The following is a 20,083-nucleotide window of genomic DNA, read 5'->3' on the forward strand; positions in this document are numbered from 1 at the left end:
GGCCGGCTACAACATCTGGGGCCCCGTGTACTTCTGCGAGCCCTTCAGCACCGACCGCCCGGACATCATCACCCTCTGGGTCCGCTACTGACCCACCCCCTCGACCCGCCCCGGTCCGGGCCGCGTCCCGGGCCGGTGGCTCCGAGGGCGAGGTGCTCCGTCGCCCGGGGACGGCCGCGAGCGGATGGAGCACCGCGATCCGGACATCGTTCCCGTGCGCCGGGATCAGCCTCAGCTGCTCGGGGAACGGACGGGCCGCAGGCCCGAACGGTCGGCTCGCAGGCGTTCCGCCAAGCCCAGCAGCTGGTTGGGATGTTCCTCCTGGGTGAGGCGAACCGTCGTGGAGTACCGGTCGGTTTCCCGGAGTTGCCACTTGATGCCCTCGTAGAGCCAGTCGTCGAGGATCTGCAAGTGGACGGCGACGTCCCGCCTTCCGCTCAGGGCCGGGTCCGGCGGCCCCTCGGGGGAGTGGAAGCGGTCGCGCAGGGCGGTGAACTCGGCGGCGGCCCGGTGGTAGCGGGCGGCGGCCCGCGCCGCGTTGAGCTGGAGGTCGCCGCCGAATTCCTCCTGCAGGGCCAGGACGAGGTTGTCGCGGATCCCCCGGAGCAGGTCGGCCTTGACGCTGATGATGTCGTTCGCCAGCGCGATGCCGATCGCACTGGACTGCCCTGCCTGCATCAGGAACGGATGCCGGGCCACCTCCGCCGGCATCTCGATGCCGTACGCGTGCTCGGCCATCGTGAACACCGGGCGGGCCGCGGTGGCGAGCGGCCGTAGTTCCCTCGCCTCCGTGAACGGGGTCACCCGGCCGGTCCGGACGAGGCCCGCCTCGTGGGCGGCGGTGTCGAGATACCCCCGGAGCTCCGTCCGCAGCCGCCGGCGCCATGCCGGCGAGGTGTCCTTCCGGACCTCGTTCCAGATCAGCCGCAGGCTCCGCGGGAGGGACAGGTCCGGGACGCGCACGTCCTCCTCGTCGTCGGCGAACCAGGTGTGGACGGTGTCCGTCACGGCGGTCACCTCGTGCGGCGGGAGATACCGCCCGAGCTGCTCGGCCCAGTCGTCGTAAATGAACAGCCACATCATGAGTTCGCCGTAGATGCGATGGCGCCGCCGGGAGACGGAGCCCGGTATCACGTACGCGCACATCGTCCCGATCCGCTGCGTCCGGTAGAACCGGCGGGCCGCCTCGGTCGTCAGCAGGCCGGTGTCACAGGCGAACTCGATGACGTGGTCGTCGAGTTCCTCTCCCCACGACGCCTTGCGCTCGCCCGGTACGACACGCAGTTCCGGCAGGTCCAGCAGCTTGGTGATGTCATGTGCCGGCATGGGGCTCCCCGATGATGTGGCGGTGGCGGTGGCCGGCGCCGTGGTCGTCCAGGGCCCGGCGCGCGGCGGCGAGTCCCTGGTCCGTGGCGGACGAGAAGGCGAGTTCGCCGGGCGGGGCACCCGGCACGGTCGCGGGCAGCGACATGGGTGCGGCCGCGGGGATGCCGGTGGCCGGGAACAGGTGCAGGGGCTGCCTGCCGACGAGCCGCACCACCGTCCGTGCCGTTCGTTCGAAGCCCGTGAAGTCTACGATCACGAGCGCGAGTTGGGTGTGCCAGGCGCAGCCACGGAGCAGCAGGGCCACCCACAGGGGTACGACCAGGGCGTCGGCGGGAGTGGTCCGGCCCGGGTTCCGGATCACCGCCACGCCGCGGGCGCCTCCCGTGGGGTCGAGTTCGGCCAGGCAGAGGCGGGCGGTGGTGATGAAACCGCGGACGAAACGGCCGTCCAGACGTGCTGTCAGGACGGGATCACGGGAACCCGCCACCGGCCTGCCGTCGGAGTCGTGGCGGTCGAGGACGGTGATCAGGCCGAGATTGGGGCGGTCGGGGTCCACCAGCTCCAGGTGGGCGTGGGTCGACCAGCCCGGCTTGCGGTGTGCGGGGCCCAGCCGGGCGGCGAGTCCCCACACCTGCCGGCCCGCGGCATCCATCTCGTAGGAGTGGGCGGACATCCCCGCCAGCGCGGGTGCGGCGGCCGCCCTGCTCAGGGCCGCCCGAGCGGCGTCCGCCACCGGACGGCTCCACCGCGTACTGTCGTGACCGGTCACAGGGCCGACACCGCTGCGGGGTCCTTGTAGTAGGCGTCGACGTCACGCACCAGCCCGTTCCGTACCGTGTAGATCTCGACGGTGGTGGTGTCCAGCAGCTTGCCGGATGCCCGGGAGACGAAGCGGACCCGTGCTTGCAGGAGCACGCGGTCGTCCCCCACCGGCCACATCCGACTCTCGTCGATCCTGAGGTCGTAGTGCCCGAAGACGGCCGCGTACATCGCGGCCAAGCCCTCCGGCCCGCGGTACGCGGCCGAGTAGGGAAGTCCGGGTGCGCTACGAAAGGTGGCTTCGGGGTGGACCAGGTCGAGCGCGTCCGCGAGCGCGCCGCTCCTGACGGCCGCCATGAACGTCTCCATCACCTGCATCGGCTCCTGCGGCACGGTGTGCTCCTCCTCGTCGGGGTGTGGCTCGGAACGGATCACTGGGACGTCCAACCGCCGTCGACGGGCACGGCCTGGCCCGTCAGGAAGGAGGACCGGTCACTGCACAGCCACGCGGCCGCCTCCGCGATCTCCTCGGGCGAGGCCAGCCGCTTGACGGGTGTGTACGCGACGGCCTCCTCCTCCGAAATGATCCCGGCCCGCATGGCGGTTTCGAGCAGTGGTGTGCGCACCGCGCCCGGGCAGACGGCGTTGACGCGAACACCCCGGTGGGCGTACTCGAGTGCGGCCTGCCGGGTCAGGCCCACCAGCCCGTGCTTGGCGGCGAAATAGGCGGACTGGGGTGTCACGCCGAGACCGACCAACCCGGCGACGGAGGAGGTGTTGACGATCGCGCCGCCCTCCTGCCGGAGCATCTGGGCGATCTCGTGCTTCAGGCACAGCCACGTGCCGGTGAGGTTGACGCCCAGCACGTGCTCCCAGTTCTCCCGGGTCGACTCGTGCAACGGAGCGGTCACTCCGTCGGTGCCCGCGTTGTTGAAGGCGCAGTCGAGCCGCCCGAAGGCCCGGACCGCGGCCCGCACCAGCGCGGCCACCTCCTTCTCGGCCGTGATGTCGGTCCGGACGAACGTCGCCTCGCCTCCGCCCTTCACGATCTCCTCCGCGACCCGCGAACCGTCCTCCGCGTTCACATCGGCGAGCACCAGGCGGGCGCCGTGCGCGCTGAACACGCGAGCCGCGGCGGCCCCGATCCCGCCGGCCGCACCGGTGATGAGTACCGCCTTCCCGTCCAGCATCGGCTTCATGACGGCCTCCTGGTGGTGGTGGGTGGGTGCGGCGTGCTACGGCCGCCGCGCTTCGGTCCGCATGCGAAGGTTCCGCGGGTACAGGCTCGCGCTCCTGGCGGGCGTGACGGGTGGACCGGGAACGGGCCGCAGGGTCCAGCACGAGGCGATGGCGGCCACGGTCAGGGTGGTTTCGGCGACGGCGAAGGCGTCCCCGATGCACTTGCGACTGCCGCTGCTGAAGGGGATGAACGCCTGCCGGTCGGTCCGGGGACGGTCGGGTAGCCAACGATCGGGGTCGAACCGGTCCGGATCCTCGAACCGGTCGGCGCGGCGCTGGAGGACGTACGGGCTGTAGACGACCGTGGTGCCCCGCGCGATGGGGTGTCCGCCCAGGAGGGTGTCGGCGGTGACGGTGCGGGTCAGCAGCCAGCCGGGTGGGTACAGCCGAAGTGCCTCGGTGACGATGCGGCCGGTGAGGTCGAGGTGCGGCAGGTCGGCGTACCGGGGAGGCCGGTTGCCTTCGAGCACCGCGTCGACCTCGGCGTGGAGGCCGCGCTCGACCTCGGGGTGGGCGGCGATCAGGTGCAAGGACCAGGCGAGGGCGGAGGCGGTGGTCTCCACGCCCGCCAGCAGGAACATCATGGCGTTGGCGACGACCTCGGAGGCGGACAGACCGTCCTCCGGTGCTGTGGAAAAGCCCTCTCCGGCGGTCGTCAGCGCGGCCAGCAGGTCACCGTCTTCGGCGGGGCCGGCCCGGCGCCGGGCGAGCAGCGACTCGACGACGGTGTGCAACCGGGCGTTGGCGCGCCGATAGCGGCGGTTGGCGGGAGTCGGCAGACGCAACAACGGACGTGGGGTGAGCAGCCGCCGGTACACGCTGTCGACGACGGTGGTGACATCGCGGCGCAGCGCCTCGTGCTCGGCCGGACCCGACAGGGCACTGGAGAACATGGAGGCCAGCAGGACCCTGGTGGTGAGACCGGTCATCTCGGCGTACACGTCCAGGTCCTGCCCCGGCCGCCAGGCGCCCGTCACGTCCGCGGCGTGCTCCGCCATCCGGTCGGCGTACCCCGGCATGCGCTCGTGATGGAACGCAGGCTGGGCCAGCCGGCGCTGGCGCCGGTGTCGGTCGTGCGGACACAACCCGAGGCCGTCACCGATGACCTCCCTGAGCCGCTCGATCAGCTCCCCGCCCTTGTCGAAGGTCTTGTCGTCCGTCAGGACGCCGTGGGTGAGGGCCGGATCGCACACCACGACGGCCCGGACCGGTCCGAGCCGGATCTCGACGACATCACCGCGGCGGGGGAGAGCCGCGAGGAACCCCAGCGGATCGAGCGCCAACGGGATCATGTGGCCGAGGAGCGGCACCCGCCCGGGCGCCCGGGGGAGGGATGGCGGTTGCGGCGCTGTGCCCAAGCTCGACCTCCGGCAAGGGATCGCTCGACCGTGACGGCGACAACTCCTCCGCGCATCCCGGTCAGGACATTTCGGCGTCGGTGCGTGCGTGCGTACGCGGGTGCCGTGCGTGCGTACCCGTGCGTACCGGTGCGTGCCGTGCGTGGGACTCCGCTGACGGTTCTCGTCTCGCCATCGGTGACCTGAGCCGGAGCGCAGCCGGCGAACCCCGTGGGCGGACGCGTAAATAGGACCAGCCGAATCGGGAGACCGTCAAGCCTCCGGCCGCGGTCCTGACGACCCGGACGGGGGTCGAACCGGACGCACGGCGGGAGGCGGAGCCTGTCCGGCGGAGGCGTTCTTGTCAGCGACCCGCCCCCCCGTGCACTCCGTGGGTGGCGCCGAGGCCGTGTCCGAAGCGGGCAGGAGCGGACATGACCGCACGTGACCGTGCCCGGGTCGTCTGCGAGCACAGGAAGCACAGAAAGCACAGCAACGGGAGCGGGAACGTGCAGGACGAGATCGGCCCGCGCCTCCGGCGTGACCGGCCCTGCCGTGCGGGGCGCGCGGCTCGGACCTGGCGTCCTTGACCGAGCACGCATTCGACGAGGTCTTCGCCGCGAACTCGGTCGCGCCGGGGATCATCGACACGGGCGTCAACGCGAGCTGGCTGCGGGGCAACCCGCAGGCCGGGGCCCACGCGGCCTCGCTGTCCGCACTCGGCCGGGTCGGCCGACCGCAGGACATGGCCGACATCGTGGCCTTCCTCGCCTCCGACGACGCCCGCTGGGCACCGGCAAGGTGATCGACGCCACCGGCGGCTCCTGCCTGTGAGCCCTGCCCGCCCTGCGCACTCGGGCGGGTAGAGCAGCGTCCGCCTCGATCGGCTTCGCGCCCCGCGGCTCGGGCGCCCCGGCACCCGGCCGGCCGCTGCCGGTGTGGCGTGTGGCGTGTGCGCCTGACGGTCCGGAAGGGACGGCTACCTCGCAGCCCGTACCGCGCCGTCCCCGCACGACCTCTGCCGGAGTCCGGGCGGCGGGTGTGTACTGGAATTCTGCTGCGTCGAGGGGGAGCCATGCCGCACACGCCGGAGCCGGGAACACCGGAGTCAGCGCACGAGGAGGAGCCCTGGCTCACCAGTCGCCAGGTCGCGAAGCTGTGGCCGGTCCGTGAGGACTGGTTGTCGGGTGCCGCCCATCGGGCGGATGTCCGTGTCCGCAGGATCGCTGGAAGGACCGGGGCACGTGGGGAGCGGATCCGACGATCTACCTCTGTTCTTGCGTAGTGCTCCGCTCTTTGGGGCGGGGATGAAGCGTGTCCTTGGAGCGGGGGCGTGGAGCGTCGGAGTTCTTTTCGGCTCCGGGGTGAGGGTCAGATGGGTCGTTTCTGGCTTTCGATGTACTGGTTGACCGCGGTCAGTGGTGCGCCGCCGCAGTTCCCGGCGAAGTAGGAGCCGGACCGGAAGTGTCCGCCCCACAGGTACCGGCGTACGTGGTTGTCGTACTCCTTGCGCAGCATCCGGGCCGACACGCCCTTGAGTGAGTAGACCAGCTTGGAGAGCTGGACCTTCGGCGGGTAGTGCACGAGAAGGTGCACGTGATCGTCCTCGCCGTTGACTGCTTCAGCTCGGCCTCGAAGTCGCCGCACACCTCCTTCATGATCTCCTCGCACCGCGTCAGCATGGTGTCGGTCATGGCCTTGTGCTGGTATTTCGTGACGAAAACCAAGTGGACATGGAGGTTGTGGACGACGTGACGGCCGGTGCGTATATGGGGATCGGGGTTCCAGCGTGGTGACATGAACCAAAGGCTATGGTGATCGTCGTGCGGCTTCGGTACAGCTTCCGCGTGTACCCGAGCGCCGGTCAGCGCATGGCGTTGGCGAAGGAGTTCGGGTGTGCTCGGGTCGTCTTCAACGACGCGCTCCGCGTCCGTGAGACCGCCCGTGCCGCCGGGCTGCCGTTCGTTCCCTCGGGCGAGCTGTCCAAGCAACTCACCGTCTCGAAGAAGACCCCCGAGCGGGAATGGCTTTCCGAGGTGTCCTCGGTGGTGCTGCAACAGTCCCTCCGGGACCTGGACACGGCCTACAGGAATTTCTTCGACGGCCTCAAGGGCAAGCGCCCGCGCATGGGCGCACACCGGTTCAAGTCCCGCAAGGACACCCGTCAGGCGATCCGCTTCGCCGCGAACGCCGGGTGGAAGATCACCACCGGTGGCAAGCTCCGGCTCCCCAAGGTCGGCGACCTGGCCGTGAAGTGGTCGAGGTCCCTGCCTTCCACACCGTCCACGGTGACCGTCGTCAAGGACTCGGCCGGGCGGTACTTCGCGTCGTTCGTGGTCGAGACCGAGCCCGAGACGCTGCCCGCCACGGACAGCGTGGTCGGCATCGACCTGGGTCTGACGCACTTCGCGATCCTCTCCGACGGCACGAAGGTCGAAAGCCCCCGCTTCCTGCGCCGGGCCGAGAAAAGGCTCAAGCGCGCTCAGCGGAACCTGAGTCGCAAGGCCAAGGGCAGCAGCAACCGGGCGAAGGCCCGGATCAAGGTTGCCCGCGCCCACGCACGGACCGCCGATGCGCGGCGTGAGTTCCACCACCGGCTCTCCACCGAGCTCATCCGCGAGAACCAAGCGGTCGCAGTGGAAGACCTGGCGGTCAAGGGACTCGCCCGCACCCGCCTCGCGAAGTCCGTGCACGACGCCGGATGGTCGGCGTTCGTGACGATGCTGGAGTACAAGGCCGCCTTGTACGGACGTGCATTCCACCGCATCGGACGGTTCGAGCCCACATCTCAGATCTGCTCTGCCTGCGGCGTCAAGGACGGCCCCAAGGCCCTGTCGGTCCGTACATGGACCTGCGGAGCCTGTGGGACCCTCCTTGACCGGGACATCAATGCGGCGGTCAACGTCGCCAAGGCCGCCGGACTGGCGGTATCAGCCTGCGGAGCGCGGGTAAGACCGGGACACCTCCCGGCACAGCGCGAAGAAACAGGAACCCACCCGAAGCCCCAACCGGTCACCACCGGCAGGCAGGCGGGAATCTCCGTCCTTTAGGGCAGAGAGGATGTCAATACTTCCACCCGGAAGACGTGCGCAGGGTCGCGCCGGCGATCGCGGAGGGCCGCGTCGACCTCCTGCCGGAGTGGCGGACCGACACTCCCGAAGGGCGGCGGGTGGAGTTCTGGGGCACGTTGGTCGCGCGTGTCTTCGGCACGCTCCTCCTCGTGGTCGTCGCGGCCTCGGTCCTCATGATCCTGGGCACATTGATCTTCGTACTGACCGTGGACTGAAGGCCGGCGCCACGGCGGGAGGGCAGCGCTTCTCGCGCAGGGTGCACGAGGTGTGCGGGCCTGGAGCCCGGACGCGAAGGAGGGCCTCCCCGACCGGGGAGGCCCTCCTCGTTGCCCGTGGGCGCGGTCACCGCGCCGTCAGCCGTTGTCCTTCTTGTCCCGGAGGACGGGAAGGACGGTGGGTGAGGCCAGGCTGTACGCCGTCACCGCGGCCAGGATCAGCCAGCAGGCCGTCGCCCGTCTCGGCCGCGCCCCGTCCCGCGCCGAAGACCGCGTGCCTCTCGCCCGCACGGGCCCGGGTCGGACGGCGGGCACGACGCGGATGGCCCGCGCGGCTTCCCCCTGGTCCGGGGTGAGCTCGCGAGTGCGGCCGTCCGGCCGGGGTAGACGGCTCACCGGCCCGCGCATCGGCACGGCCGAAACCCAGGAGAGGACACGATCAGCGTGAGCGACGCCGAGAACCGGAAGCAGACCCCCGACGGAGCGGCTGAACTCCTGGTTCGCTGCCTGGAGAACGAGGGCGTCGAGGTGGTGTTCGGCGTACCCGGCGAGGAGAACATCCGCTTCACCAACGCCCTCGCCCGCTCGGAGAAGATCCGCTACGTCCTCACCCGGCACGAGCAGGCCGCGTCCTTCATGGCGGAGATGCACGGCCGGCTTACCGGCTCGGCGGGCGTGATGTCCGCGACGCTGGGTCCCGGCGCGATCAACCTGATGCTGGGCGTCGCCGACGCCATGACGAACAGTACGCCCGTCGTCGCGATCACCGCGCAGGTCGGCAAGGAGCGCAACTACAAGGAGTCCCACCAGTTCGTGGACCTGGTGAGCATGTTCGCCCCGGTCACGAAGTGGTCGGCGGAGGTCCCGGCCACCCGGGCCATACCCGAGATGGTGCGGCGCGCGTTCAAGACCGCGGAGTCGGAGCGGCCCGGCGCCGTCTATCTCGCCGTACCCGAGGACGTCGACGCGGCGACGGACGGCTCGGACCTGCGCCCGCTGCGCAGGGACGTCGTGCGGCCCGAGTCACCGTCCCCGGAGCAGATCGAGCGAGCGGTGGAGCTGCTGCGGGAGGCCCGTCGGCCGGTGATCCTCGCCGGACACGGCGCCGCGCGTGGCGGCGCCGCGGAGTCGCTGGCGGCGTTCGCCACCGCACTCGACGTGTCGACGGCGACCACCTTCCACGGCAAGGGCGTCCTGCCCGACGACCACCCGTGCGCGACCGGCACGTTCGGCTTCATGCGGCGCGACTACACCAACTTCGGGTTCGAGGAGGCCGACGTCATCATCGCCGTCGGCTACGAGCTGCAGGAGTTCGACCCGTCCCGGATCAACCCGGACGGTGACAAGAAGATCGTCCACATCCACCGCTTCCCGGCGGAGGTGGACGACAGCTACTCGGTCGACGTCGGCATCATCGGCGACATCTCGGCCTCCCTCGACGCCCTCGCCACCGCACTCGACGGCCTGCGCTGGACCATCGACGACGAGGACACCACGGCCACCCGGGCCCTGCTGGCCAAGGAACTCGAGCAGGGCGCCACGGACGAGCGCTACCCGCTCGCCCCGCAGCGCGTCGTCGCCGACACCCGCGCCGCGCTCGGTCGCGACGACATCGTGCTGGTCGACACCGGCGCGCTGAAGATGTGGATGGCCCGGCTCTACCCGACGTACGCGCCGAACACCTGCCTCATCTCCAACGGCCTTTCCACCATGGGCTTCTCGCTGCCCGGCGCGCTCGCGGTCCAGCTCGCCAGGCCGCGGACGAAGGTGCTGGCGGCGGTCGGCGACGGCTCGTTCCTCATGCACTCCCAGGAGATCGAGACGGCGGTCCGCGAGAACATTCCACTGACCGTGCTGATCTGGGAGGACAACGGCTACGGACTCATCAAGTGGAAGATGGACCTGGAGGTCGGGGAAAACTCCAACACCGACTTCGCCAACCCGGACATCGTCCAGTACGCCCGCAGCTTCGGCGCGAAGGGCTACCAGATCGAGTCCGCGGGAGACCTGCTCCCGACGCTCCGTGAGGCACTGGACGACCCGGGCGTGTCGATCATCAACTGCCCGGTGGACTACGCCGAGAACATGAACCTCATCGAGCACCTCGGGCACCTCGACTCGGCCCTCTGACCCGCCCGCGGCGCGGCCCGCCCCCCCCGGTACGGGCCGCGCGGCGCCCCTCCCGCAGGGGCGGTGCCCTTCGATCTCCGGCAGCGCGTTGCAATTTCGCGGCGCGGGGTAGCCGGTCACCGTGAGGGAGGACCAGTCGAGGAGGGGAACGATGGTGATGCGTGCGCGGAGCATAGGTGCGGCGGCCGCTACGGGGTTGGCGCTGGTGGCCGCCCGCGACCTCGTGCAGAAGAAGCACGCGCTGCTGAGGAACTTCCCCCTGGTGGGACACGCCAGGTACGTGCTGGAGACGATCGGCCCCGAGCTACGGCAGTACATCGTGACGGCCAACGACGAGGAGCGTCCCTTCAGCCGCGACCAGCGCAGCTGGATCTACGCGTCGGCGAAGGGGGAGAACAACTACTTCGGGTTCGGCACCGACAACGACATCGAGCACGTGCAGGGTGCCGCCTACGTGAAACAGCGTACGTTCGCCGGCGCGCTGCCCGATCCCAGCCACCCCCAAGCGGAGTTGCCCTCGGCCAAGGTGCTCGGCGGACCGCGCGGCCGCGCGAAGGCGTTCCGCCCGGCGAGCGTCGTCAACATCTCGGCGATGAGCTTCGGCTCGCTCTCCGGCGCGGCCGTCACGGCCCTCAACAAGGGCGCGGCGCTGGCCGGGACGTTGCAGAACACCGGCGAGGGCGGCCTGTCGCCCTACCACCTCAACGGCGGCGACCTCGTCCTCCAGATCGGCACGTCGTACTTCGGCTGCCGCAACGAGGACGGGACGTTCAACCTCGACAAGCTCAAGGCACTGGTCGCGGGGGCGCCCGTCAAGGCGATCGAGATCAAGCTCTCGCAGGGAGCGAAGCCGGGACTCGGCGGCATGCTGCCGGGCGCGAAGGTGACCGACGAGATCGCCGAGATCCGCGGCATTCCCGCGGGCGAGGACTGCGCTTCGCCGTCTCGGCACACCGCCTTCCACGACGTGGACTCGATGCTCGACTTCGTGGAACTGCTGGCCACGGAGACCGGACTGCCGGTCGGGATCAAGAGCGCCATCGGGGAGATGGACTTCTGGGAGGAACTCGCCACGCTGATGGAGCGCGGCGAGCGAGGCGTCGACTTCGTCACCGTCGACGGCGGCGAGGGCGGCACCGGGGCGGCTCCCCTGATCTTCGCCGACTCGGTGTCGCTGCCGTTCCGCGTTGGCTTCTCCCGCGTCTACGGTGTGTTCGCCGAGCGGGGCCTGACCGACGACATCACCTTCATCGGCTCCGGCAAACTCGGCCTGCCCGAGAACGCCGTCGTCGCGTTCGCCCTCGGCGTCGACATGATCAACGTGGGCCGCGAGGCGATGCTGTCCATCGGCTGCATCCAGGCCCAGAAGTGCCACACCGACAAGTGCCCCACCGGCATCGCCACCCAGCACCCGTGGCTGGCACGCGGCATCGACGCGCCTTCGAAGGGCATCCGGGCCGCGACGTACCTGCGCACCCTGCGCAGGGAGCTGCTGAAGATCTCGGGCGCCGTCGGTGTCCCGCACCCCTCGCTCATCACCCCCACCGACATCGAGATCCTGAACGGCGACTACGACGCCCGCACCCTCGGGAGCGTGTACGGCTACAAGGACGGCTGGGGCTCGCTCGGACCGGAACTCGCCCACGAGATCACCGAACTGCTCACCACCTGACCTCACCCGATCCCGTGCCCACCGCATCCCCCCTTGACGTCCGCCCGCGCCAAGGGAGGATGCGCCGCCTTCAGCGGGCCCACTCCACCGGCCGGGGGAGCCCGGGACCGGGTCACTGTCGCCCAGGCCCCCGGTGACGGGAAGGACGGTGTTCTCTGCCGGCCGCACCAACCGGAGCGCCAGTTCCGGCGTGAACGGGACGTTCAGCCGCCACGGCCACGGCAGACCGCCCTCGATGCGGGTGGGTCCGAGGATCACGGCCCCGGGCCCCGAGCGCTCCCAGCTGGCCCGGACGGACAACTCGGATGCGCGGATGCCGGTGCGTCTCCCCATGTCGCGGTATGACGATGATCTACGTAGTGGATGGCGGGCGGATCCACTCGCTGGAGGACTTCTGGCTGGTCATAGGCGAGGCGGTCGATGGTCCCGGCCCTGTCCGATGGTCACCGCCTTCGGGCGGCATCACCGCTGGACGGGGCCGTGAATCGGTTGTCAGCGCCTTCTGTCAGCATGCTGCCGTGACAGCCGTACATGATCAGCTTCCCGCCGAAGCCACTCTCGACTTCCTGCGCTCCGCGTTCCCCCCGGAAGGGCGCGAACCGGCGCTCGGCCACGAAGCCATCGCAGCCTGGGAGGCGGAGAACAGGGTGGTCCTCCCGGAGCCGTACAGGACTTTCGTCGCGGAGATCAGCAACGGATCGAGCCTCGGCCCCGCCGGCGACGGTGGTCTCCAGCCGCTTGGCCGGTTGCCCGACTCATGGCCCGACCTCGGCCCACGGTGGCCAGGGAAGCCGTTCCCTCTGCGGGCGGCCTGGCACTGGGAGGACGACGAGGACGTCGACCCCGAGGACCCTCGGATCGAAGCCGCATTCACCATCGGGTCCGTCGTTCTCGGTTCCGAGGACGGGCAGTCCTTCTGGCTGCTGCTGACCATGGGCCCTCGCCGTGGAGAGGTCTGGATGGTCGCCGACGTCGGTGCCATCCCGGCGCCTGGACAACAGGCATGGGGCTTCGAGGAGTGGGTGCGGCGCTGGCACACCGGCGACTACTGGTGGGACTGACGGGCGGTCCTGCGCCATCAAGGCCGGAGACCCGCGCGTCCGCTCCCGGCGCGAGGGCCCGCCCGGAACCGCTGATGTGGTTGCCATCCGCGGTTCCGGGCGGCCCTTTCGGCCCGTGCTACCGGCTCACATGCGCCAGCCCTGGTAACCCGCGTAGTAGGAGTCCTCGCTGCACGTGTGCAGACGCAGACCGTAGTTGGTGCTCAGGTCGATGCACTTGTCGGGCATGGCGTCGTTCCACCACTGGTACGTGACGGGGCCGAACGCCTGCCACCTCTGGTAGCCGTTGTTGTACGCCTCGGAGCTGCAGGTGTGGGTGCGAAGGCCCCGAGCGGCGCTGCCGTCGAGGCATCGGCCCGTCGCGACGTTCCTGACCCGCTTACCGCCGGGATAGGCGGTCACCGTCCACCGCTGGTAGCCGTTCTGGTAGCTCGCGGAGCTGCACGCGTGCGCCCGGAGCCCGTGGGCGAGGCTGTCGTCCATGCAGGACCCCGGGTACGCGGCATTGACCATCCACTGGTCCCACTCGTCGGCCGAGGACGCCGCCACCGCGCCCGGCGCGGTGACGAGCGCTCCGATCATGCCCATGACGGCAGCCAACAGGGCAAGGGTTCTACGCACGGGAAACTCCTCGGTGTGGTGCAGCTGACAGGACTTCGCGGCGCACCGTTCCCTCCCTGCGGTGCGCGGCGACGGTGGTGGGAATCGGCCCTCACGCTAGATCGACCGTGGCTCGGCTTCAGAGGGCAGCGTGCGCCACGGAGAGGGCCGCACGTGCCGGCGTCGAGGCTTCGCCCGCACGGGGGTGGCCCTGGGCGCCGGGCGTAGCCGTACCGCGCCCGCCCGGAGGCGTCGGCCGGAGGTGAGCGGGGCTTGCGAGGGAGCAAACGGGTGGAAGCGTCCGATTGCCGGCGCCTTCTTCCCCGTGCAGGGAACCACTGACGGGGAAGGCGTATCGGGACCCGTACACCCGAGAAGGGACGGACACCATGGCACGACCGAGGATCGTGGTCGTCGGCGCGGGCTTCGCCGGCGTCTCCTGCGTACGCCGCCTGGAGCGGACGCTGTCACCCGGGGAGGCGGAGATCCTGCTGGTCACCCCGTTCTCCTACCAGCTCTATCTGCCCCTGCTGCCACAGGTGGCCTCGGGGGTGCTCACGCCCCAGTCCGTGGCGGTGTCGCTGCGCCGCAGCCGCCGCCACCGGACCCGGATCGTGCCCGGCGGAGCCGTCGGCGTCGACACGCGGGCGAAGGTCTGCGTCATCCGGAAGATCACCGGCGAGCTGATGGACCAGCCGTACGATCACCTGGTGCTCGCGCCGGGGAGCGTGACCCGCACCTTCGACATCCCGGGCCTGGCGGAGCACGGCCGCGGCATGAAGACGCTGGCCGAGGCCGCCCACCTGCGCGACCACGTGATCGCCCAGCTCGACCTGGCGGACGCCGCCGCACCCGGCTCGGCCGAACGGGCCTCACGGCTCGGCTTCGTCGTGGTGGGCGGCGGCTACGCGGGCACCGAGACGGCCGCCTCCCTGGAGCGGCTCACCCAGAACGCGCTCAGCCGCTACCCCCGCCTGGAACGGCGCGAGATCAGCTGGCACCTCGTGGACGTGGCCCCGAAACTGATGCCCGAGCTCGGCGACCGCCTCGGCCGGGCCGCTCTCGACGTGCTGCGCCGCCGCGGCATCGACGTCTCGCTCGGTGTCTCCGTCGCGAAAGCGGGTCCCGAGGACGTCACACTCACCGACGGGCGCGTGCTGCCCTGCCGCACCCTCATCTGGACGGCCGGCGTCACCGCGAGCCCACTGGTCGCCACCCTGGGAGCCGAGACCGCGAAGAGCGGCCGCCTCGTCGTCTCACCCGACCTGCGCGTGCCGGAAGCGGACGGCGTGTTCGCACTCGGAGACGCCGCCGCCGTACCCGACCTCGCCGCCGGCGGGGACGGCACGGTCTGCCCGCCCACGGCGCAACACGCCCAACGCCAGGGCAGCACCGCGGCGGACAACCTCGTCGCCGTACTGCGGGGAACGCCGCTGCGCCCGTACGTCCACAAGGACCTCGGACTGGTCGTGGACCTCGGTGGCCTCGACGGCGTCTCCCGGCCCCTCGGCATCGGCCTGCGCGGGATGCCCGCCCAGGCAGTGGCCCGCGGCTACCACTGGGCCGCCCTGCGCACCGGCGCCGCGAAGACCCGGGTGATGACGAACTGGCTCCTCAACGCCGTCACCGGCGACGACTTCGTCCGCACCGGTTTCCAGACGTACAAGCCGGGGACGCTCCGCGACTTCGAGTACACCGACCAGTACCTCACGCCAGAGGAAGTACGGACCCGCACGGCGGCCGGCCAAACCTGACGGCACCGACGAGCGTTCGGCTATGTGGCCACAGAAGCCGTCGGCCGCGTCACCGACAACGAGCGGATGACGGCCGAGGGTCGTGCCGAGCAGATCAAGGGTGACACCCGCAAGGCGAAGGAGACGACCAAGGACGCCTTCCGCCGGTGACCCGGATCACAGGCCCCCTGCCCCGTTGCCGCCGACCTCACCTGAGGTCGGCGGCAACGGCACGTTCGGGCCTGCCGTCGGACGGAAGCTTCACGGCTTTGGCGGAATCGGGTGCGTGCGGAACCCGGCCTTCTGGGCATGAGCGCCATGAACATGTCCGCTACTTCGGCTGTGGTCGGCTCCGGTCGCTGCGCCGGCGGTGCCGGAGTAGGGTCACCGGAAATATGATTTCGGTGTTTTTGACGGGTGAGCTTGTCCGAGGTAATGATCGACCCGCAGTGTTCACGGCGCCGGAAGGCGTGGATCGCATCTTGGAGGAGCTGAGAATGAACGCCCTTGCCTCACTGTCTTCGGCCACCGCACCGTCGCGGAGCGACCGTGTGGACGCGGTCGACGTGTCGGCTCCTCTGCCGCGGATCGTGGATGCCCAGGAGGTGAGCACGGCGGACGCGCGGTCCTTGTCGAGGGTGTTCTTCGCGCGGTTGCGGGTGTTGGAGGAGGGGACGCGGGAGTACCAGTACGTCCGCAACACCCTGATCGAGATGAACCTCTCCCTGGTCCAGTTCGCCGTCCGCCGCTTCCGCAACCGCGGCGGCGACACCGACATCGAGGACCTGGTGCAGGTCGGCACGATCGGTCTGATCAAGGCCATCGACCGCTTCGACCCCGAGCAGGGCAATGAGTTCACCACCCTCGCCCTGCCCTACATCACCGGGGAGATCAAGCGGCACTTCCGTGACACCAGCTGGGCCGTTCACGTCCCCCGACGGCTGCAGGAACTCCGCGTGACGATCGCGCAGGGCAAGGAGGCTCTCGCCTCCGTCCTGGACCGTGACCCCACCATCGGGGAACTCGCCGCACACCTGGACCTCACCGAGGAACAGGTCACCGAGGGCATCATCGCCGCCAACGGATACACCACCGACTCCATCGACCACACCCAGGACGAGAGCCCCGACTCCGCCCAGCGGCCCCTGGCCGAACTCATGGGCGCCGAGGACTCCGCGATGGAGCTCTTCGAGGACCTCCACACCCTCGCCCCCCTGCTGGAACAGCTCGACGAGCGGGAGAGGCTCATCCTGCAGATGCGGTTCGGCGAGGAAGTCACCCAGGCCGAGATCGGCAAGCGGCTGGGCGTCTCCCAGATGCAGGTCTCCCGGATCCTTGCCCGGATCCTCGGCAAGCTCCGCAAGGGTCTTCTCGCCGCCTGACCGGTCTCCGGCTCCCGGTCCGCTTCCACAGGCCCCGCCGTACGACTGGTCAGGAGGTTGGACCGCCGACCGGCCGTAAGGGTTGTACAGCCAGGGGGCCTCTTTCGTGACCGCATCCCGGCGCCTCGATTGCCTCACCCCCGCCTGCCCGACCGGGCCCGGACAGGTCTGCGAACGCCACCCCGTCCCAGGGAAGTCCCGGCCGCGCCGTGCGCGCCGTGGGACGGCGACGAGGCAGACGCCCCGCTGGGGCTGCGCCCTGTCACGGACAGGCATCATCTCGCTTCTGGGCAGCGTGGGACTCCAGAACATTCGGGGCGCTCCTGTCGGAATCCGAACGGTGCACACCTTCGAGAATCCCGACCCCGACTGGCCCGCGTTGTGGACGTTGGCCCAGAAGCTCGCGGCGGAGGACGGGGGCGAGCCCGGATCCGTCTTCGAACCGATCGGGCTCTTCCTTGCAGAGCCGGGCGAGGACTGGTCCTACGAGGTGACCCCGGTCAACAGCACCACTTTCGCCGCCACTGGTGGGGACGGAGTCCACTACGGCTTTCTGCATGACGAATCCGGCCACCGCGTCGCAGTGATCATGACAGCGCCGGCCGCCTCCGAGCCCCACCTCGTGGTGGGGACGAGCCTGCGCGACTTCCTCGCGCTCGGCTGCCGGACGGGCTACTTTTCCCTTGAACAACTCATCTACCGGCCCGCATACATGATCGCCCAGCTGCAGGCGGACGACCACGAGCAAAGCCCGCGGGTAGCGGCCCTGCTGTCCGAGCTGGTCCGCACTTTCGCCCTGGAACCCTGGCCTGCGGTCGCCGCACGTCTGAGCAGCCTGGACACCCGACTACGGTGCGCCATCCAGGTCGATCCCGACGCCCTCTGACCCGTCACCTGGCGACTCCACACTCGGCCCGACCGTGAGGCCCGCGGTGTCGGACCGCGACAAACCAGGCATGCCCGGGGCAGAGCGGGGTGGCCACAGGGGGAGGGGGGTCGCGATCGGGGACTGGCTCTCCGACGCGGGTCCCTCCCCCGCTCTTCGGCAGCCCGGCCGTCCTCTGTACGGGGCTTGTCGCTCAGGCGGCACGCGACGCCCATCGACGAGACGCGGAGCGCAACACGCCTCCCGGGGCCCTGGAGGGCGATCAACCCGACCGGGAGTCTAAAGAAGGCCGATCCGACGGGCGGTGTCCTCGTTTCGGCTGAGCTGGTCGTGGCCTGCGGGGCCGAGTGCTTCGATGACGCCCGTGATGACGGCCTCGATGACCGCGACGGTGGGGACGAGGCTGTCGTAGGGAGCGATGGTACCCACCTGTGCGGGGAGGACTACGTCGGCGTGGGCGGCGGCGGGCGAGAGCCAGGGATCGGTGAACACCACGACCTTGCCGCCCGCCTCATCGGCGAGTTGTGCGATGGCGGCCCTGTCCTCTTCGTAGCGGCGGTAGTCGAAGACGACGACATCGCGTCGTGTCAGGTGGGCCAGCGCGGCGGTGCGTTCGACGGGCCGGTCGGGGAGGAAACGGACGTCCTCGCGCAGTTGCATCAGGTGCAGTCCGAGGTACTGCGCCAGCAGGTGAGTGAAGCGTCCGCCCGCCAGGGTGATGCGGCGCTTGGGGTCGGCCAGGAGTTCCACCGCGCGTTCGAAGTCGTGTGGTGGGATCTCTGTCAGAGTCCGGGTCAGGGCCGGAGCGAGCACGGTGCCGACGCGCTCCAGGACCCCGGCGCCGCTGTCCCGGTCCTCCGGCTGCCCCAGGCCTGCGGCCTCGTAGAGGGCCACGGGGGAGGCCTTGCGCGCGTCCAGTTCGCCTCGCACGGCTGCCTGGAGGTCGGGGAACCCGCGGTAGCCCAGGCGGGCGGCGAAGCGCAGCACCGTCGGTGTCGAGACCGCGGCGCGGTCGGCGATGACGGCTACGGTCTCGAAGACCGGCGAGGGGTATCCGGCCAGCAGGACGCGGGCGACCTTGCGTTCCGCGGGGCTGAAGTCGCCCAAGGTGGCGCGGATGCTGTCGGCGAGCGTGCCGCTCATCGTCGGATGGTTCCTTCCGGTCGGTTCGTGCCGCGTCTGCCGGGCTTGGTGGCTGGTGTCAGGGCGGGTTGGACCTGGTTTCCGCCGGACCGGCAGCGCCCTCGGCGGGGCGCGCCGAGGGCCGGTGAGCCGGGTGGTGCGGCGAGGGCACGAGTGGGGCCGGGCCTTCGCCGCTCGGCCCCACCGAGGTGTCAGCGGGGCGAGATGTCGATCCGCAGGTTCAGGAGCGTCTGAGGTTCGTCGTCTCTGCCCCAGGCGCTGAAGCCCGCGCTCTTGGTGAAGGTGACGGTGAATCGGGGATCGGTCTCGAACGTGGTGGCTGTGACCGAGGACTGGGTGCGTGTCGCGGCGAGGGCTCGTGCGGTGGTGCGGAAGGAGTAGGGGGTGCCCGACGGGTTGGCGGCGGAGTGGAAGACGTCGGTGTTGGAGGGGACCGTGGTGCCGCCGGTGGCCCGCAGCCGTCGTTTGTCCGTGGCGGGGTGGGCGGTCCAGGTGCGGGGCCGGTAGCTGTCTCGGTCGGTGAGGTAGGTGTAGCGGGCTCCGCGCAGGTCCCACCCGGAGTCGCCGGGGCGGGCACGGGCCTGGCGCAGGTCCAGGAGGGCGACGCCGTGGGGGCCCAGGACGGTCATCCTCTCGTGCTTGCTGCCGGGTGCGTCGACGACGAGGGCGGTGTTCTCCTCCAGGGCGTAGACGCGGGCGTGTCCGGTGTCGGCGGCGAGGCGGTAGGCCCGGCCTTCGCGTCCGTAGGCGCCGGTGTGGGTGTCGATGAGCCCGGAGGTCAGGAATCCGAATCCGCCCTGGGGGATGTGGCCCAGGCGGGTGGGGTCGTCGAAGTAGCCGGGCGTACTGCCGTCGCGTAGGCCTTCGTAGGATTCGCCGCCGCTGACCATGTGGGGTCCGGAGGCGATCTGTGCTCCGGCCGAGGATCCGGCGACCACCGCTCCGTGGGCGAGTTTGGCGCGGATGGCGGCCAGGACCGCGGAGTCGCGGTGCGCGGGGCCGCGCAGGAGGGTGGTGATGTAGCGGTACTGGTCGCCTCCGCCGAAGAAGAAGCCGGTCATCGAGTCGACCTGGGCTACGACGGCGGGATCGTCGGCGTTGGCGACGTGGTCGGTGTCCAGGGGTATCCACTGGGCGTCGGCGGCGCCGTGCTGTGTGAAGAGATCGGCGTAGTAGGCGCCGTTGCAGGCGGAGTTGCTGCACGTGGCGGGGTCGTCGGCGTTGGGGTCCCGGCTTTCGGGGACGGAGGCGGCGGTGATCACCCCGATGCGTGCCTTGGCGCCGCCGGCACGCTTGATGATCTCGCCGTAGACGGCCTTGTTGTCGGCTTTCAGGCCGCCTCCGATCAGGACCAGGGAGCCCGAGCCGGCGCGGGAGGGAGCGATTTCGGCGTGAGCGGCGGGTGCGGCGGCGAGCAGGGCGACGGCGATGCCGCACGTCAGTAGGGCCCGGCGGGCCGGGCGGGGTCGAACGTGCATGGATTCCTCCGTGCGTCGTCGGTACGGGGTGTACAGGGCCCCGCCCCGGGG

16 protein-coding genes and 3 pseudogenes are annotated in these 20,083 nt (G+C 70.4%); 10 read left to right on the forward strand and 9 right to left on the reverse strand.

What is annotated here, in order from left to right; translation table 11 throughout:
- Nucleotides 1–231: 231 nt before the first annotated feature.
- The 5 genes from ABTZ17_RS25730 to ABTZ17_RS25750 are packed head-to-tail and all read right to left on the reverse strand — an operon-like array spanning nucleotide 232 to nucleotide 4,682.
- Nucleotides 232–1,326, reverse strand: a complete 1,095-nt coding sequence (locus tag ABTZ17_RS25730) for a terpene synthase family protein (RefSeq protein ID WP_352198083.1) — start codon at nucleotides 1,324–1,326, stop codon at nucleotides 232–234.
- On the reverse strand, nucleotides 1,313–2,059 hold the full coding sequence (locus ABTZ17_RS25735; RefSeq protein ID WP_352198084.1) for a hypothetical protein: 747 nt from the start codon (nucleotides 2,057–2,059) through the stop codon (nucleotides 1,313–1,315). The genes ABTZ17_RS25730 and ABTZ17_RS25735 overlap by 14 nt, the downstream gene beginning before the upstream one ends.
- A gap of 32 nt (nucleotides 2,060–2,091) precedes the next feature.
- Nucleotides 2,092–2,520, reverse strand: coding sequence for a nuclear transport factor 2 family protein (locus ABTZ17_RS25740; RefSeq protein WP_352198085.1), 429 nt, complete (start codon nucleotides 2,518–2,520; stop codon nucleotides 2,092–2,094).
- On the reverse strand, nucleotides 2,517–3,284 hold the full coding sequence (locus ABTZ17_RS25745; protein ID WP_352198086.1) for a glucose 1-dehydrogenase: 768 nt from the start codon (nucleotides 3,282–3,284) through the stop codon (nucleotides 2,517–2,519). The genes ABTZ17_RS25740 and ABTZ17_RS25745 overlap by 4 nt, the downstream gene beginning before the upstream one ends.
- Nucleotides 3,285–3,320: 36 nt before the next feature.
- Entirely contained in the window at nucleotides 3,321–4,682 is a 1,362-nt protein-coding gene (locus ABTZ17_RS25750; protein WP_352198087.1) for a cytochrome P450, read from the reverse strand.
- 598 nt (nucleotides 4,683–5,280) lie between these two features.
- Between ABTZ17_RS25750 and ABTZ17_RS25755 the strand changes: the two are divergent.
- Nucleotides 5,281–5,495 (forward strand): annotated as a pseudogene (locus ABTZ17_RS25755) (SDR family oxidoreductase); the annotation flags it as partial.
- A 537-nt stretch (nucleotides 5,496–6,032) separates the two neighbouring features.
- On the opposite strand, the pseudogene tnpA reads toward ABTZ17_RS25755, so the two are convergent.
- Nucleotides 6,033–6,460: pseudogene (gene tnpA / locus ABTZ17_RS25760) on the reverse strand (IS200/IS605 family transposase).
- 24 nt (nucleotides 6,461–6,484) lie between these two features.
- Between tnpA and ABTZ17_RS25765 the strand changes: the two are divergent.
- From ABTZ17_RS25765 to ABTZ17_RS25785, 5 genes are all read left to right on the forward strand, one after another.
- Nucleotides 6,485–7,711, forward strand: a complete 1,227-nt coding sequence (locus tag ABTZ17_RS25765) for an RNA-guided endonuclease InsQ/TnpB family protein (RefSeq protein WP_352198088.1) — start codon at nucleotides 6,485–6,487, stop codon at nucleotides 7,709–7,711.
- A gap of 35 nt (nucleotides 7,712–7,746) precedes the next feature.
- Nucleotides 7,747–7,947 carry a hypothetical protein gene (locus tag ABTZ17_RS25770; RefSeq protein ID WP_352198089.1) on the forward strand — a complete coding sequence of 67 codons (201 nt, stop codon included), beginning with the start codon at nucleotides 7,747–7,749 and terminating at the stop codon, nucleotides 7,945–7,947.
- 444 nt (nucleotides 7,948–8,391) lie between these two features.
- Nucleotides 8,392–10,077, forward strand: a complete 1,686-nt coding sequence (locus tag ABTZ17_RS25775; RefSeq protein WP_352198090.1) for an acetolactate synthase large subunit — start codon at nucleotides 8,392–8,394, stop codon at nucleotides 10,075–10,077.
- Nucleotides 10,078–10,234: 157 nt separating this feature from the next.
- Nucleotides 10,235–11,749: a glutamate synthase-related protein gene (locus ABTZ17_RS25780; RefSeq protein ID WP_352198104.1), complete on the forward strand. Its 1,515-nt coding sequence runs from the start codon at nucleotides 10,235–10,237 to the stop codon at nucleotides 11,747–11,749.
- 341 nt (nucleotides 11,750–12,090) lie between these two features.
- Entirely contained in the window at nucleotides 12,091–12,810 is a 720-nt protein-coding gene (locus ABTZ17_RS25785) for a barstar family protein (protein ID WP_352198091.1), read from the forward strand.
- Nucleotides 12,811–12,936: 126 nt separating this feature from the next.
- Here the strand turns inward: ABTZ17_RS25785 and ABTZ17_RS25790 are convergent, their stop codons facing one another.
- Nucleotides 12,937–13,431 carry an RICIN domain-containing protein gene (locus ABTZ17_RS25790; protein WP_352198092.1) on the reverse strand — a complete coding sequence of 165 codons (495 nt, stop codon included), beginning with the start codon at nucleotides 13,429–13,431 and terminating at the stop codon, nucleotides 12,937–12,939.
- Between the two features lie 368 nt (nucleotides 13,432–13,799).
- Between ABTZ17_RS25790 and ABTZ17_RS25795 the strand changes: the two genes are divergently transcribed.
- The 4 genes and pseudogenes from ABTZ17_RS25795 to ABTZ17_RS25810 all read left to right on the forward strand — a co-directional run bounded on the left by ABTZ17_RS25795 (nucleotide 13,800) and on the right by ABTZ17_RS25810 (nucleotide 17,411).
- Nucleotides 13,800–15,164 (forward strand): NAD(P)/FAD-dependent oxidoreductase, encoded by a 1,365-nt coding sequence (locus ABTZ17_RS25795; protein WP_352198093.1) that lies wholly within the window; start codon nucleotides 13,800–13,802, stop codon nucleotides 15,162–15,164.
- Nucleotides 15,165–15,197: 33 nt separating this feature from the next.
- Nucleotides 15,198–15,314: pseudogene (locus ABTZ17_RS25800) on the forward strand (CsbD family protein); the annotation flags it as partial.
- A 326-nt stretch (nucleotides 15,315–15,640) separates the two neighbouring features.
- Nucleotides 15,641–16,525 carry a SigB/SigF/SigG family RNA polymerase sigma factor gene (locus ABTZ17_RS25805; RefSeq protein WP_352198094.1) on the forward strand — a complete coding sequence of 295 codons (885 nt, stop codon included), beginning with the start codon at nucleotides 15,641–15,643 and terminating at the stop codon, nucleotides 16,523–16,525.
- A gap of 340 nt (nucleotides 16,526–16,865) precedes the next feature.
- Entirely contained in the window at nucleotides 16,866–17,411 is a 546-nt protein-coding gene (locus ABTZ17_RS25810; protein ID WP_352198095.1) for a hypothetical protein, read from the forward strand.
- Nucleotides 17,412–17,690: 279 nt separating this feature from the next.
- On the opposite strand, the gene ABTZ17_RS25815 is transcribed toward ABTZ17_RS25810, so the two are convergent.
- Nucleotides 17,691–18,554 (reverse strand): MurR/RpiR family transcriptional regulator, encoded by an 864-nt coding sequence (locus tag ABTZ17_RS25815; protein ID WP_352198096.1) that lies wholly within the window; start codon nucleotides 18,552–18,554, stop codon nucleotides 17,691–17,693.
- A gap of 191 nt (nucleotides 18,555–18,745) precedes the next feature.
- Nucleotides 18,746–20,032: a cyanophycinase gene (locus tag ABTZ17_RS25820; RefSeq protein WP_352198097.1), complete on the reverse strand. Its 1,287-nt coding sequence runs from the start codon at nucleotides 20,030–20,032 to the stop codon at nucleotides 18,746–18,748.
- Nucleotides 20,033–20,083 lie beyond the last annotated feature (51 nt).

Source organism: Streptomyces sp. NPDC097619, assembly GCF_040302735.1.
GTDB lineage: Bacteria > Actinomycetota > Actinomycetes > Streptomycetales > Streptomycetaceae > Streptomyces.

Bases quoted from the DNA above. Each gene is read 5' to 3' on its own strand.
- ABTZ17_RS25815 (WP_352198096.1), bottom strand. From the start codon at position 18,554: ATGAGCGGCACGCTCGCCGACAGCATCCGCGCCACCTTGGGCGACTTC.
- ABTZ17_RS25805 (WP_352198094.1), top strand. From the start codon at position 15,641: ATGAACGCCCTTGCCTCACTGTCTTCGGCCACCGCACCGTCGCGGAGC.
- ABTZ17_RS25785 (WP_352198091.1), top strand. From the start codon at position 12,091: ATGACGATGATCTACGTAGTGGATGGCGGGCGGATCCACTCGCTGGAG.
- ABTZ17_RS25730 (WP_352198083.1), bottom strand. From the start codon at position 1,326: ATGCCGGCACATGACATCACCAAGCTGCTGGACCTGCCGGAACTGCGT.
- ABTZ17_RS25780 (WP_352198104.1), top strand. From the start codon at position 10,235: ATGCGTGCGCGGAGCATAGGTGCGGCGGCCGCTACGGGGTTGGCGCTG.
- ABTZ17_RS25745 (WP_352198086.1), bottom strand. From the start codon at position 3,284: ATGAAGCCGATGCTGGACGGGAAGGCGGTACTCATCACCGGTGCGGCC.
- ABTZ17_RS25820 (WP_352198097.1), bottom strand. From the start codon at position 20,032: ATGCACGTTCGACCCCGCCCGGCCCGCCGGGCCCTACTGACGTGCGGC.
- ABTZ17_RS25795 (WP_352198093.1), top strand. From the start codon at position 13,800: ATGGCACGACCGAGGATCGTGGTCGTCGGCGCGGGCTTCGCCGGCGTC.